The sequence below is a fragment of the Murimonas intestini genome, from assembly GCF_024622195.1.
Classification (GTDB): domain Bacteria; phylum Bacillota; class Clostridia; order Lachnospirales; family Lachnospiraceae; genus Murimonas; species Murimonas intestini.
In genome coordinates, this window is record NZ_JANKBI010000001.1 from 232,224 (window position 1) to 246,729 (window position 14,506).

Below are 14,506 nucleotides of genomic sequence, written 5' to 3' on the forward strand. Positions count from 1 at the left end.
TTTCGTATTCCTCCGTCTTATTATATTCGTTGTGCTTTTCATATCATTTCATGTTCTTTTTCATCTCTTTCCATGCACTGGATTTAAGCAGATACCGAAGGACGTGCATTGCACATCTCTGCAGATCGCCCAGTGCCAGATGACGTCCCCGGCGTATTCCTTTATAGGAAATTTCCTTTGATCCGTCCGGATTTTCACGGACAGAGGCGATGCCACTGTCTATGTATTTCTGAACTTCTTCTCCCACTTCTGTTCCTGCCAAAACGGTTGTCCTGCATATATCAGCGCCTTCTGCACACGGCAGGAATGAGCCCCATTCTTCGACAATATCCTGCTTAATCCCATCATATGAGATTACTGTCCGCTGCTTTACAGAACCATCCGTTTCAAATTCCGGTTCCCATCCTTCCAGTGCCTCTTCGATTGCTTCAACCTGGATTCCTCCCATGATGATGTCATTCCCTGCATGGATATCTGCCGGTTTGTAGGATTCGGAATGCCAGTCAGTCATAAACATACCCTGAAATCCCCATTCTCCGCGCACAATATCTTCCAGAAGCTCCCGATTTTCCGAAGAGTGTACTCCATTGACCTTATTATAGGATGTCATGATTGTCCCCGGATTCGCCTCTTTTACCACTATTTCAAATCCTTTCAGATAAATCTCACGAAGCGCCCGCTCGCTCAGGTTTGAGCTGGAAAATCCACGGTCTGTCTCCTGACTGTTGCATGCGAAATGCTTCAGTGCAACCATACATCCTTCATGACTTTGAACTCCTTTCGTAAAAGCCGCTGCCATCTTTCCGTTCAAAAACGGATCTTCTGTATAGTACTCAAAACTGCGTCCGCCCATAGGATCTCTGTGGATATTCATGCCGGGGCCAAGGATAACGGACTGATGATATGCCTCCATCTCTGTTCCGAACCCGTCTCCGGTCTTTTCCATCAGTTCTGTGTTCCATGTCTGTGCAAGGACCGTTCCCACCGCCCAGGCTGCCGTCGGTTTTCCGATCACGCGCACGCCTGCCGGACCGTCTGCGAGATAGGAATTAGGAATACCGAGCGTCTCCACATACTGTGCGGTAGTCCTTCCGGAAGAAGGAATCGCTTTTAACGGTTCTGCTTTCTTCTTCATCCGGTTGGGAACAGGATAGGGCGTTTCGTGGGAAACTCCGGTAACAAGACGAAGGAGTACTCCCTGATCCAGTGAGGCTACAAATTCTTCCATCGTCACCTTTCCTTCCGCCACATCCGGGAAGGTCGCATCCGGAACATTTCTGACAATTTTAACCTTTTCTTTCGTCTCATACTTTAATCTGTACGGATTTTTCTCCACATACGGCTCATACTCCGCACCTTCCGGAATATAAGTCACGGTACATTCTGTGCCTGCGGCCGTGTGATCTTCTGCGTGAAATTTTGAAGCGTTGAGCATGAGCACAGGCGCGTCCGTCTGCTCATAGGTGATGGCAGGCGCTTTATAAAGTTTCAATTCCTTTGGACACCGTACCTTTTTACTCAGCTTTTCAGTAATCACCTCATCGTCAAGCGACAATACTGCCGCAATTTCCGTCTCACGGCTGTTCTTTCCTACACGGATCAAATACTGACCTTTCTCCAGAACATAAGATGAACGTTCTGTATCAAAAGAGGCAAGCGATACCGTCGGAAAACTGATTTGCACAATTTCTTCCTCTCCCGGATTCAATTTCTTTGTTTTTACGAAGCCCCTCAGCTCCTGATACGGTTTCGGAAGCCGTTCGCTCTGCGGCGCGGACACATAGACCTGTACTACTTCTTTTCCTGAACGATTTCCTGTGTTCTTTACACGAACAGCCACTGTAACCTTCTGCTCGTCTGCATTCACATTCTCTGTTTCCATAGAAAATTCAGTATAGCTTAAACCGTACCCAAAGCACCAATGCGGAGTTACGTTAAAGCTGTCAAAATAGCGGTATCCCACGTAAATATCTTCCAGATAATCTTCCTCGTCCGTAATTCCGTCACTTGTAGAAAAAATCGCAGAAGCCGGATAGTCTTCGTACCTCCGCGCCCATGTATCTGTCAGGCGACCGGACGGATTCGCTTTCCCATACAAAATATCTGACAGAGCCTTCCCTGCCATCATTCCAGGCAGGTTCATCAGAATTACTGCGTCGATACCCGGGATCTCTTCTATAAACCGCGGATCCATAACGGAAGTATTAAGAACTACCACGGTGTGTTCAAATCCTTCCGCAATCTTTGACAGATTCTCGTATTCCATATCAGATAAAAGGAAATCTCCTTTTTCATTCTTCCTGTCATAGCCTTCCCCGGTATTTCTTCGAATTACATATACAGCAGTCTTCGCTGCCTTTGCCTCTACAATTTCTTCCTCTGTGATCTCCGGCTCATCAATAAGGACCGTAATCCCACACCAGAGTCTCGTAAAGTCATCAATATCCAGTTCGTCATTGGCTTTCTTACTGGCCGCGGCAAATTTTTGCAGCCATCTTTCGGAGGTCAATTCACATCCGCTCTCTTTAAGTCCCTTTTCCACATTAATTTTATAGGGAGGCTCTGTGGAACCGCTTCCAATTCCTCCAATAATCGTATCCACGGCGCCTGCTCCAAAAAGCGCCAGCTTTTTGTCAGAGAGCGGGAGTATTCCATCATTTTTTAAAAGAACCATCCCCTCTTCTGCTCCCTGCATGCAAACCGCCTCTTCATTCTCTCCGGGCAGCGGTCCGATATTTCCCGGCCATCTTTTGATCCATTCATCTACAAAACTCATTTTTTACCTCCAACTCATCTTCCTCTTTTTGTTATATTTACTGTATTACTTTATCGCTTCATCCACAATATCATCCGGCGGTAACTCACTTTTACTTTTGTATCATATTTCGATTTATTCGTAGTCCTCAATGCACCACTCATCTTTCCATTCAATCAGCACCTGTCCCTGCGGATGTGTCTTGTCAGGTTCCGTAAATTTCAGCGGAAGCCATACATAGTCCGCGACAGAAGTATCAACGCCAATTCCGAGAGATTCCCGGAACGGGATTTTTTCTGCAAGCGCCTTTAATTCTTTCTGCTTTTCAGCATTTGTTGCAGTATCCGGATCAGCGTAAAGCGAACAGGCTCTTTCACAGTCCTTATACAAAACATCCATTCTGTTTGGCAGCCACCGATCCGCGCACGCTATATAGAGATCTTTTTTCCCCGGAACCTTAAATACCGAAGAAATCTGCGAATGGAATGAAGTCTCACTCGAATCGTCTACATGCGGATTTCCTAATACCGTATATGGACCATGCCATGAGTCACCGACAGCAATCTCTGACGGATTCGGGTAATACCCGGTCGTTCCGCTGGTGATTATATAATGTCTTCCCTTCCGGACAAAATGCGCGGTCGCCTCACGGACATAAGGCGGAAGCGGATGCGGAAAGTGAGTACTGTAATAGCCTGTCACATCCGTATAGTCCTCTGTCAGATCCGCACAGATTGTCTCGCTGTGTACCCGTTCAAAATAGTAATATGCCTTCTCATCCGGCGCCACTGCCAGATCAAAGTCACCCGCGCTCATTCCCAACGGCTTTAGACCTTCGCGGACGATTTTATAAGGCCCTAACAAGTGATCTGCCGTCAATACGGTTTCTGTCTGCGGTCCATCTATCGTCATGATTTTCAGCCAGCAGACATATTTCTTTGTTACTTGATTATAAATAATATGCGGCCGGTCCATACATGCAGTCGGATGCAGGGAAGATCTTTTATCCTCTGTATTTGGCTCGATGATCACTCCCATATCTTCCCAGTTATACAAATCCGATGAGCGGTAGCATCGGACTCCCCAATGCCAGATAGAATCTTTTCCCGTTGTCTTTTCTTTGTTTTCACCATACCAATAATAATATCCGTCTTCATATAGCAGAGAACCGCCATGCGCCTGAATCCTCTTCCCTTCTGTATCCAGCCAGACCTGCCCCGGTCTTATACTATTATATACCATTTTTATATCCTCCTTTTTAATCTGCAAATGAGTAGTAAAGTCTGATTTATATATCTGACATAATTTCCGCTGACACACTTTCCATTCCTTCCGCAGAAGCCGTCACTTTTATCCTGCCTGCTTCTTTTTCGCTTCTTATAATCGCAATCACACGCCCATGCCAGGAAGTATAAACTCCGTCTGTAAACTTCTCTTCTGTCTCCGGATTTCCGCTTCCCACTGCCAGAAGTCTTCCCGGTCCCTCAACGGTTACAGAGATTTTCCTGTTTGTCATCATTTTCAGATTGCCTTTCTCATCCGTGATATACACCGTGACATATGCAAGATCCTCCCCATCAGCGCGAATCACATCGTCCTCTTTGAGAATCGTAAGCCTTGTCTCTTCACCTGCTGTGACAAGGCTGTCTCTTGCGATTTCTTTTCCATCGCTGTCATAGCATACAGCCTCCAATACACCCGGTCTGTACGCTGTATGAAAATCGCATTTATACGCTTCCAGAGGTTTTCTGCCCATAGACTGTCCGTCCTGAAAAAGTTCCACACTGTCTCCTATACTGTATACCTCTATCTCCGCTTCTCTCCCTTCCTGTCCCGGCCATGTCCAGCAGTTCAGAGAATCTGTCAGACGCCAACGGCCAAGGGTATATTCTTCCCCACTGTGATTCACCGGGCGTACACCGATATAAGGCTTGTCATATGCTCCCCACATCACAGCCGAATAGTATGCCTGACTCTCCGGGAATCCGGTCAGGTCAAAAGAGCCGCAGGCCGCAGTCAGGCAAGGATAATCTTTAGAAAAAGGAGCCTGAGTCGTTCCGTAGACCGGTAGTCCCACACCTGCTTCTCCCAGATAGTCCCATGCAGTCCACATAAAATCTCCGATCACATAGTCATTCTGCTCTACGGCAGCCCAGTTTGTATCCATTGTTTTCGGAAATGTCTCGGTACTAAGGATGAGACGCTTTGGCGCCAGTTTATGAGTCCCTTCATAGAGGTTGTGTCCGTAATTGTATCCCGGGATATCTACATAACTGATACATTCTCCGATCAAAGTTTCCAGATTTTCTGGTGTGATAGACGCCATGATCTTCGGAAGAAGAGTCAGGATGTCGTTCACATCTTCACTTCCTACATTCTTTTCTCCTGCTTTTCTTTTCTCAGCCTGCTTTGCAGCTAATACGGACAGCATACTGTTGACGGCGATCGTTGTAGGTCTTGTGGAATCCAACTGATGGAAGGCCTCATTCAGCATTCTGGATATCTCCGCTCCGGAAGGAAGTCCCGTATCCGTGATTTCATTGCCAATGCAGTACATCACTACGCAAGGATGGTTATAATCTTTTGAGACCAATGCCGTCACATCTTTCTTCCATTCCTTTGCAAAATACTGTGAGTAATCATAGGGGGACTGAGACAACTCCCATTGGTCAAATGTCTCGTCTAATACATACATTCCCAGCTCATCACAGACGTCCAAAAAATTTTTCCCCGCCGGATTGTGAGAATAACGGATGGCGTTAAAGCCTGCTTCCTTTAATTTCTTTACACGCCGGTATTCCGCTTTGTCATAGGCACATGCGCCAAGGGGTCCATGGTCGTGGTGGACACAGCCGCCTCTTAGCTTGACCGTATTTCCGTTAATCTGAAATCCTTTTTCTGTTCCCCATGTGATCATGCGGATTCCAAACCGGGTCTGCGCTTCATCTACTATTCCATCCCCATTTTTCAGGACTGCTTTCAATGTATACAATTCCGGATGTTCCGCATCCCAAAGTTTTCCGTTCGGAATTTGAACTGTTGAGTACTCTCCAGCAAAAGATGCGGCAATCTTTCCATCTTTGAGTACCTCGCACAGGATTGTCATATCTTCTGTTTTCTCTGCTTCTATACTGACTTCCACCTCCGCCGGATTTATAGAGACTGTCTTTATTTTGATTCCCTCCGGCTTAATATGATGTTTTTCGCCGGTCCACAGATTCACACTGCGGTAGATGCCGCTTCCGGAATACCATCTGGAATTTGGAGTCTCAGAATTATCAACGATCACTTTTAGCTCATTATCTTCTCCTATCTTAAGTCTGTCTGTCAGATCCACATAGAAATTCGTATAGCCATAAATCCAACCGCCCACTTCTTCCTCATTAAGAAAAACTTTGGAATTCATATATACTCCCTCGAATTCTACCGAAACCGACTTTTCCCGAAGAGCTTCGGTCCCAAACAGATTTTTCGTATATATGTATTTCCCGCCCGGATAAAATCCAGTGGCATTCCCATTGGGAAGATCCGGCACCCTTTCCTCCGTCAGCATAGCATCATGAGGGAGATTGATAAGTTGCTTCTCTGTTTCATGTCCGTCCTTCCAAAACAGCCAGTTGTCATTGATTCGTTCTTTTTTCATTTCTTTATTAGCTCTCCTTTATGTGAAATATCTCCTGTGATTATCTTTCATTAGTTTCCATCCACACTGTTAAATGATTGCCCTCTTAAAAAGCTGTACAGGCTGGACAAAATATCATAATCCCTACATGTTTTCCCGCCAGAATCCCCTTTTTTACCAGCTCATAATGTGTCGGCGCAGGAGTCATTATCAAGACCATTTCTATAGACGGATCTTCCAGTATCCCGTCATAAGTACAAGCGTGTATCCCATACTTTGCCGCAGCCTTCTGTGCGCTTTCAAAATGTGCCGCACAGCATGCCGTAATCTCAAGGTTTGTAAATCTTTTCTGTATATTATTGAAATAGACTTCACTGATCTGTCCACATCCTACCAGAGCAGCTTTCATTTTTCTCCTATGTTTTTCCAACCCTTTCCCTCCTTGTATTTTTCTGCCTGTATGATCTTTGCAACTTTGTTATATTTATTGTACCGTCCTGTGGTTGTATAAACAATGTCAGTAATCGTTCATTATTCTCCCATTTTATAACATATTTCAATCAAATTACTTTTTAGCTTTTTAAAATCGGAAGTTCAAGTCTTAAATCGTGTCATATTTTGATTGTTTTCCCCTTGTTATGTATCATAATTCGGTATATAATACTTTTATCCTTTCCTAAATGTGTTACATTAGTGATATAATCTGATTACAAAGGAGGTACTGACTTATGACTGTTATTTCTGATTCATCCGTTTTACAAAAAATAAAGGTTCTGGAGGAGGTCATCTCATTTCACGAAGTAGATGAATCTGCTCCCTTTTATCAGGAAATGAACACTCCCTTTACGATCTCACTCTCGGCATTCCATCCTGACTCCATAACTGACAGCGCTTTCTCTATTTTTACCCCGGATGTTCAGCTGAATCTTCCCGCTCTTGCACTCCAAAGGCATGATCGTATGCATCGGCACAACTGTTTTGAATTTACTTATATATTGTCGGGAAATATGTATCAGATTGTGGAGGGGAAACGTTATCTTTACACTTCGGGAAGCTGCTGCCTGATGAATAGAAACACACTCCATACCGAGGAGCTTTCATCAGACTATACGTGTATTTTCTTTTCTGTTTCTTCTGAATTTATAGAGCGGCTGACAAACTATGGAAATGATATGCTCTTTCCCATGGAGCAGAAACGTTTTGATAATCTGATTTTTCATTTTCTGGAACAGAATATGGAAGCAGACCATCCAGACTGCAAAGACTTTTTAGACTTTGTCCCGCGCATCACGGAAAAAGAACAGAAAATCATAGTACATGATATTTTTGAAAAAATGCTCAGCACAATCCTGAATCCATACTACGGAGCGACTTATAGACTGCAGGACCTTTTTTTCCAGCTTATTGATATTCTGTGTGATTCTCGGTACTATCATGCTGAACATGTGACCGCAAAAAGCAATATGGAATCCCTGCTCTTCTCCCGTATTGACCAGATACTTGATGAACATCATGGCCGCATCAGCAATAAAGAACTGTCGAAGCTGCTGAATTACAACGGCACATATCTCGGAAAAATCGTTAAAAAATGTACCGGACAGAGTCTCTTTGACTATAGCATGAATTTTACAATGAAACATGCCGCCCATCTGCTCAAAAGCACGAAAAAAAGTGTATCCGAGATTGCCAGTGAACTTAAGTTCAACAACCGGACACACTTTTATCAAATCTTTGAAAAATATTATCAGACCACGCCCCGGGAGTATCGTGCTCAGCAGGCTAAATAGTCACAAGTGCGCTTCAGTGATTTAGGGAAATCTCCGTCGTCATCCACAACGAATTCCATGGTCATCCCGCCGTTGTAGCCTGCTTTTTCCAACTCTGCCGCAATGCCTTTTATGTCGATGATCCCAGTGCCAACCGGCGCAGTTGACATTTTCGTCCCGTCTTCTGCGTATTCCACCAGAAGACCTCCCGGCGGAGTCGGGCGGTAGTCTTTCATATGGACATAGCCGATTCTCCCTTCAAATGCTTTTAAGTATTCCAAAGGATCTTCTCCAACCAGAGTCATGTTGGCGCTGTCGTAGACCAGTTCCAGACCGGGAACCTTATCTAATACTTCCATCACATCCGCCGCTTTGCAAAGATGAAGTTTCAGATCCGGGGTATCTTCTATCACGACATGGCCGACTTTCTCTTTTGCATATTCCACAATGGGCCGCCAATGCTCTGTCAGACGCGTCCGAATCACTTCGGGCGCATACTCTCCGATGCCCTCCTGCGCCTGCGGGACAAGCATAAGAACGTCTGTCCCAAGCTCTGCCGCTGTATCTGCATCGTGCTTTCCCTGCTCGATTCGTCCTGCAAAACCTTCTTCATCCATCCGGGCATATTCGCCGAAGGCAATATAACTGTTCACAGACAGACCATGATCGGCAAGCATCCTCTTCACCCGCTCCAGACCAAGAAACTTTACCTCCCACGTAATCACATCCACTGCCTGAAAACCTGCTTCCTGGACCAAATCCAACATTTCCTGATATCCATCGACCAGATCTTCTTCATCCTGATCCGCCTGAAATTTAAAGAAAAGCCTGAAAAACATTGACATCGTCATTAAACCGGGTTTCTTCATCTCAGCATTCCTCCCTCTTAATTCCTGCACATAATCTGTCTGCGCTCTTTTTTAAATCTTCCATCATATCACCCAGACTTGAATCCTGATCCATGATATGTCCTGTCTCCATCAGATGAAGTGTTTTTGACTCTTTTAAAATCTCCTCAAGAGGAAGTATCCCATCTCCAAGGGCTGTAAAGTTATAGCCGCCATTTTCCTCCTGCCCGCTCTCAACCATATCTTTAAAATGCAGGATCGCAATACGCTCCCCATAGGAACGCATCATCTCTGTCACATTCTCTCCCGCTGCTTTCACCCACCCTACATCTAACTGCAGGCGGATATCCGGGATCTGCTCCATAATATAATCAAGCGTATTTCTGCCATTCTCTCTCTTTATCTCAGCATCGTGATTGTGTAGCAGCAGTTCGATTCCTGCATCCTCAAATACTTTCACAGTTTCTTTTAACTCTTCACAGAACTTTTCCGCTTCATCGGGCGTTTTTGTCTGGGGGCTGAACACGCAGTAGCTGAGATTATTTTCCAGTGCGAACTGCTTTATCTGCTCTGCGACAGGCGACAGCGCTACCGGAAATGTTCCCGCATGGATTCCCGGAACTTCCACTCCCATCTCCCTGATATGCCGAATCTTTTCTGCCGCCGTATCAGCCATCCACATACTGCCGTCCGCATTCCATTTTCTGATTAACTCTTCTGCACAATCTGACAGTTCCACATCCTTATTTTCAAATATTACAAGCGGTTCTGCGGAGGAATATCCCATCTCTTTAAGTTTAAGTATAGTGCTGTCAAAATCTTCTTTTAACTGTTTATTCAGTCCAAACAGATTTACTCCTATTTTCATACGCTTACTCCCCTTCTATTAGTTTTATTCCCATTCTGATTCCTTGCCGGGCACGCAAGATCCAGATATGCCGCTTCCTCTTCGCTCAGGCTGATATCCAGCGCATGGATGTTCTCTTTCATCCTTTCCGGTCTTGAAGTACTCACGACCGCGAAGGTATTCATGTTCTGGCGGAAAATCCATGCCATGGCGATCTGCGGTACGGAAACTCCCTTTTCCGCGGCCAGTTCCTCACACCGTTTCAGCCGCTCAAAATTTTCCGGATATGCGTATCCTTTCATTGCGGCGCTGTCCAGTATCTTCGAGGCACAGTCCTCATCCGCGCTTTTTAGCTTGCCAGAGAAAAACCCTCTTCCCAAACTGGAGTAAGCGATGACCGGCATCTGAGTCTCCTTGTACCATTCTCTCGCCCCTTTGTTCGCCGGACCTGAGATCGTAATGCATCCTCCGCCCCATGGATCTTTGACCTGATCTGCAAGACTGAAATTCGGACTCGATACACTAAACGGAGTCATACTGTGCTTATAAGCATATTCATTTGCCTCCGCAATCCGCTCATGCGTCCAATTAGAGCCCCCAAACGCTCCAATCTTCCCTTCCGCGTGCATGGCATTAAAAATTTCTACGACCTCTCCTGCCTCTACTTCCGGATCATCCCGGTGCAGCATATAAATGTCGATATAGTCTGTCCTCAGATTGGAAAGAGATTTTTTTAAATCCTTGCGCATCTCTGTCTCATTGACGCGTTTTCTCCCAAAAACACTCGGATGTCCGCATTTAGAAAGGATTACGATCTCATTCCGGTTTTCTCTCGTTTCTAGCCAGTTTCCAAAGGACCGCTCCGCCAGACCGTAATTTCTGGCGGCGTCAAATGTATTGACGCCCAGTCCGTACATGGCGTCCAGTAGCTCATTTCCGTCTCCTCCGGCTGTAAAAGGCGCCATTGCCGTTCCAAACAGGATACGGGAGACTGGCTTTTTCACATAAGGAATCTTCTGATACTGCATATAGTTACCTTCTTTCTGCTCTTTTTTCTATTGTTCCAACCTCAGTCCTTATGACTTTTTTGAATATCTTATACCGATGAATACAGTATACTTTCTTTAAAGTACAGAGGCAATCACATAAAGCGTTATTTCCAGCATTTATATGTATCATATACCGGTTTGAACAGCTTCAACATTCCACACTCACTCTATATCAATCTTTACTTCATATGTAGCCGCTTCTCCCGGCTCCAGATATTTCAGCATGCCTGTTTTTCTCATCACATCCCTGTCGTCAGGATAACAGTTGCCGCATTCCAGTCCCAACACATAATCTCTGACTCCCATCATCTTCCACTCTACGAACCCGTCCAGACGGAGTTTGCGCCCGAATATCACTTCGTCTCTCACCTGTGCTTTCACCACAAGGGCATCTTTTTCCTCATACTAATATACATGTTCGGACGGTGTATTGGCGATAGAACCATGCAGGGGAAATTCCTCTCCCGCATCTGTGCACGGGCTGCCTACCGCCTGCAGCCCGCAGGTGATAAGGAATCCCGTGGTAAAAGATTTCAGCCAGTCTGATCCGGCAGGCTGATAATAAGCCGGAGCCACATAACCACAGGGTGAAAAGTAAGAAGATCCCATCTCCCTTTCCTCCTCCTTATATAAATATCATCTTATCATACCCATATAAACATTTCTAGAAGGATATGACACAGACAATAGTTTTGTCTGTTCCTTCTACTCATAATTGGACTTTTTCCATGCTTCGTATGGAACATGACAATGAGCATGTCAGGCGGCTTGCCTGTGAGGGCTGCCGTCCTCGCTGCCGTGGGGCCAAGCACTGCCCAGCTTTAAAAAAGACCCCACGTTAGTGCTTGGTATTTTGAACAACTGAAACTTCATTTATGAAAATCAAGAAAAAACCTATGTAAAAACACTGTCTTTTACAGATTTAAGTTCAAGAAAACATTACCCGGGAATCCATTCCCTTACAATTGTTGTAAATGGCAGCCTCCTTCTCACAGGAGGAACTCCCTTTTATGACCCCAAAGCAAAAAGACACAGCCACACCCTGTGTGCAGGATGCAGCTATGCCTTTATCTATACTCTTATACTTTCGTTTTTTACAACTGTGGTAAGGGGCAGCGTCGCTATCAGCGTTGTCCTTCATATATTCAGTTGTCCGGTGGCCATGGCACACCCTCAATCCTCTGATCCGTCTAATAAATTTTGATAACGCATAATTTTTTGTTCCATTCTGCCCATCTTCTTTTTCAGCAGAAACAGGGATATGAGCTGTGATAAAATAATAAGAAGGCTGATTTCTTCTTGTGTCCACAACCGCAGTCCCGTACATTCGTCAAATCCAATCATTCCGGTAAATGTTTTATTCTCAAGTATTGCACACTGCAGTGTGGAACGGATTCCCTGTGCTGCTAAAATCTCTGCCTGCCCGCGCTTCAGTGTGCGGATATCCCTGCAGTAGAATACAGTATTATCTTCAAATAGCTCTTTATAATTTCCGTGCTCACTAAAACTGAGATTCTGCAGATTTGCAATTTCTGATGTTATTCCCTCACTGCACCATTCATATGTATTCGAGGTATAGAGGTTATCCTCTGAATTTTCAAATATGTATGCCCGGCTGACATCAAATTTTTTCCCAATAATTTCTAATACGTCGTTTACCGATTTATCAAGATCTTCTGAATCATACAGCATTTCAAAAACATACCCCAGCAAATCACCGGAAACATTTGCAAAATTATTTTCCGATTCTATTTTTGTTCTTGGAGTAAAGTATTTATTATCCAACATTTTTTCTGCTGAAATATCATCATATAGCATATAACTGTTCTTACCTAATTTTTTTACCTGATAGAGCGCTCTGTCCGCATTTGAATACAGATTTTTGAACGTCTCACCATTATCCGGAAAAATCGATATACCGATACTGCTGCTGACAGAAACAGAGTTTTTATCATCCTCAAATAAATGGCGGAACATTTCTGTTAATTCTTTTGCTTTTCTGGCAGCATCGTCAGCACCTGAAATATTTTTCATGAAAATCATAAATTCGTCACCGCCGATTCTGCCAACGATGTCATTCTTACTCATGATCGTCTTCATTCCTTCTGCCATTTCAGTCAGTACCATATCTCCAACTATATGGCCATAATTATCGTTTACCATCTTGAAATTATCTGTATCCACCATAAATAAAGCAGCCTGGCTGCCACTGTTGTTCAGGATATAATCCTTGATCTGCTTTTCAGTTTCTGCCCGGTTTAATATACCAGTCAAAGAATCAATACCAATAATATTTGTATTTTTTTCATTTCTTTTTCTTTCTTCAGTCAGGTCTATGCCCATACTGTAGATTGAAGAGATGCCATCCCTGCTGTCCTCGCTGTTTACTTTATATAGAGTAATAGCCCAAATTTTTTCCTCTTTTGAACGAGTATAAACACGCACTTCAAGTACTGCATTATCACCTGTTTCTTTTAAATCAGCTGCCATCATACTTGCCCGTTCAAAATCATCAGGATGCATATATGCACAGCGGTTAAGACTCTCCTCCTCAAATTGTTCTTTTGTATATTCCAGCATTTCCAGGAATTTTTCGTTATACCAGAGTATAGACCGGTGGTCTTCTGTATCCAGCCTTATCAGTCCGACTGACATTGTCTTTAATTCAACTGTGATATCCGGACAATTTCTATTATTTCTATTCGTACTGTCAAGAGCCGTGGACAGTCCCATATGCGCTCTGCGGCCATTCCACTGAAGCATTTTATCTTTTTCCCGAAAAGCCTGTTTTAACTGAGAATTATAAAATTCCCAATTGTATATTTTATCTTTTGAGAGAAAGGAGTTCGTACAGAAGGGACAGGGGCTGTCTCTGCCCTGAATTACCTTGTAGCATTTTTGACCAACTGCCTGTTTAGCAGAAATCTGAAGTATATTACTATAACTCTCATTTATATATAAAAGGTCATATGTCTCCATATCACTGACATAAATATTTCCTTTATATTCTGACATCATCCATTCCAGATTCTTCTTATACTCTTTTTCACTGATATAATACTCTTTTTCCTTTTTCCTGAAATCATCAATATCTGTATAAAGAATATACACCATGGGAATGCCATTGTTTTTGGGGGCAACAAAAGTACAGTCTAATTTCATCCAGACTGGCTTCTTATGATTGACCGGCATACATATTTCGTACTCTGTACAACTTTTACCGGCTTCATATTCCTTTTGGAGATAAGCGATCATGGGAAGAAAGTCATAAGATTTCAGAAATCCGAACCTTTTCAGACTTGGAAATCTAAACAAAAACTCTTTTTCTGAGTAACCTGTTTTTTCATAGAATGCATTATTGCCCCAAATCATCGTTAAAGAATCATCCAGGTAATGTTTGCTGAATCCCATATTTAATTTTACTGCAAATTCCAATAAATCCCGATTCTCTTCCAATGATGATTGTATTGTATTCTCATCTGTGCTATTCTGCATGTCATCCTCCTATGCTCAGAACTCTTAACAGGCTGCATATACAGTATAACATTCACGATCTTTTATGACAATCTTCAAAAGATTTTCTCCAGTTAAATTCTAAGATAAATTGGCACTGTTCTGT

At 43.8% G+C, this 14,506-nt stretch carries 11 protein-coding genes; 1 reads left to right on the plus strand and 10 read right to left on the minus strand.

Going from position 1 to position 14,506, the window contains the following annotated elements:
• Positions 1-43: 43 nt before the first annotated feature.
• The 4 genes from NSB28_RS01150 to NSB28_RS01165 form a co-directional block, all read right to left on the minus strand.
• Positions 44-2,776 carry a glycoside hydrolase family 3 protein gene (locus tag NSB28_RS01150; protein ID WP_109624591.1) on the minus strand — a complete coding sequence of 911 codons (2,733 nt, stop codon included), beginning with the start codon at positions 2,774-2,776 and terminating at the stop codon, positions 44-46.
• Between the two features lie 114 nt (positions 2,777-2,890).
• On the minus strand, positions 2,891-3,997 hold the full coding sequence (locus NSB28_RS01155) for a family 43 glycosylhydrolase (protein ID WP_109624590.1): 1,107 nt from the start codon (positions 3,995-3,997) through the stop codon (positions 2,891-2,893).
• Positions 3,998-4,043: 46 nt separating this feature from the next.
• Positions 4,044-6,398, minus strand: a complete 2,355-nt coding sequence (locus tag NSB28_RS01160) for a glycoside hydrolase family 2 TIM barrel-domain containing protein (protein WP_109624589.1) — start codon at positions 6,396-6,398, stop codon at positions 4,044-4,046.
• A gap of 85 nt (positions 6,399-6,483) precedes the next feature.
• Positions 6,484-6,807, minus strand: a complete 324-nt coding sequence (locus tag NSB28_RS01165; RefSeq protein ID WP_109624588.1) for a Gfo/Idh/MocA family protein — start codon at positions 6,805-6,807, stop codon at positions 6,484-6,486.
• A 298-nt stretch (positions 6,808-7,105) separates the two neighbouring features.
• Here NSB28_RS01165 and NSB28_RS01170 point away from each other — a divergent pair, with 298 nt between their 5' ends.
• A complete protein-coding gene (locus tag NSB28_RS01170) occupies positions 7,106-8,164 on the plus strand; it encodes a helix-turn-helix domain-containing protein (RefSeq protein ID WP_109624587.1) in 1,059 nt (352 codons plus the stop codon).
• On the opposite strand, the gene NSB28_RS01175 is transcribed toward NSB28_RS01170, so the two are convergent.
• The 6 genes from NSB28_RS01175 to NSB28_RS01200 all read right to left on the minus strand — a co-directional run bounded on the left by NSB28_RS01175 (position 8,149) and on the right by NSB28_RS01200 (position 14,382).
• Positions 8,149-9,012, minus strand: a complete 864-nt coding sequence (locus NSB28_RS01175; RefSeq protein ID WP_109624586.1) for a sugar phosphate isomerase/epimerase family protein — start codon at positions 9,010-9,012, stop codon at positions 8,149-8,151. The two genes, NSB28_RS01170 and NSB28_RS01175, sit on opposite strands and share 16 nt — an antisense overlap.
• A gap of 1 nt (position 9,013) precedes the next feature.
• A complete protein-coding gene (locus tag NSB28_RS01180; RefSeq protein WP_109624585.1) occupies positions 9,014-9,859 on the minus strand; it encodes a sugar phosphate isomerase/epimerase family protein in 846 nt (281 codons plus the stop codon).
• Positions 9,856-10,866, minus strand: coding sequence for an aldo/keto reductase (locus tag NSB28_RS01185; protein WP_109624584.1), 1,011 nt, complete (start codon positions 10,864-10,866; stop codon positions 9,856-9,858). Before NSB28_RS01185 ends, NSB28_RS01180 begins: the two co-directional genes overlap by 4 nt.
• Before the next feature lie 183 nt (positions 10,867-11,049).
• A complete protein-coding gene (locus tag NSB28_RS01190) occupies positions 11,050-11,271 on the minus strand; it encodes a DUF4432 family protein (RefSeq protein ID WP_257497374.1) in 222 nt (73 codons plus the stop codon).
• 21 nt (positions 11,272-11,292) lie between these two features.
• On the minus strand, positions 11,293-11,496 hold the full coding sequence (locus tag NSB28_RS01195; RefSeq protein WP_257497375.1) for a DUF4432 family protein: 204 nt from the start codon (positions 11,494-11,496) through the stop codon (positions 11,293-11,295).
• A 564-nt stretch (positions 11,497-12,060) separates the two neighbouring features.
• Positions 12,061-14,382, minus strand: coding sequence for a sensor domain-containing diguanylate cyclase (locus tag NSB28_RS01200; RefSeq protein WP_257497376.1), 2,322 nt, complete (start codon positions 14,380-14,382; stop codon positions 12,061-12,063).
• Between the last annotated feature and the right edge of the window lie 124 nt (positions 14,383-14,506).

Excerpts from the sequence above, each read along its gene's own strand:
- NSB28_RS01155 (WP_109624590.1), bottom strand. The coding sequence starts at position 3,997 with ATGGTATATAATAGTATAAGACCGGGGCAGGTCTGGCTGGATACAGAA.
- NSB28_RS01180 (WP_109624585.1), bottom strand. The coding sequence starts at position 9,859 with ATGAAAATAGGAGTAAATCTGTTTGGACTGAATAAACAGTTAAAAGAA.
- NSB28_RS01200 (WP_257497376.1), bottom strand. The coding sequence starts at position 14,382 with ATGCAGAATAGCACAGATGAGAATACAATACAATCATCATTGGAAGAG.
- NSB28_RS01170 (WP_109624587.1), top strand. The coding sequence starts at position 7,106 with ATGACTGTTATTTCTGATTCATCCGTTTTACAAAAAATAAAGGTTCTG.
- NSB28_RS01175 (WP_109624586.1), bottom strand. The coding sequence starts at position 9,012 with ATGAAGAAACCCGGTTTAATGACGATGTCAATGTTTTTCAGGCTTTTC.
- NSB28_RS01160 (WP_109624589.1), bottom strand. The coding sequence starts at position 6,398 with ATGAAAAAAGAACGAATCAATGACAACTGGCTGTTTTGGAAGGACGGA.
- NSB28_RS01185 (WP_109624584.1), bottom strand. The coding sequence starts at position 10,866 with ATGCAGTATCAGAAGATTCCTTATGTGAAAAAGCCAGTCTCCCGTATC.
- NSB28_RS01195 (WP_257497375.1), bottom strand. The coding sequence starts at position 11,496 with ATGGGATCTTCTTACTTTTCACCCTGTGGTTATGTGGCTCCGGCTTAT.
- NSB28_RS01150 (WP_109624591.1), bottom strand. The coding sequence starts at position 2,776 with ATGAGTTTTGTAGATGAATGGATCAAAAGATGGCCGGGAAATATCGGA.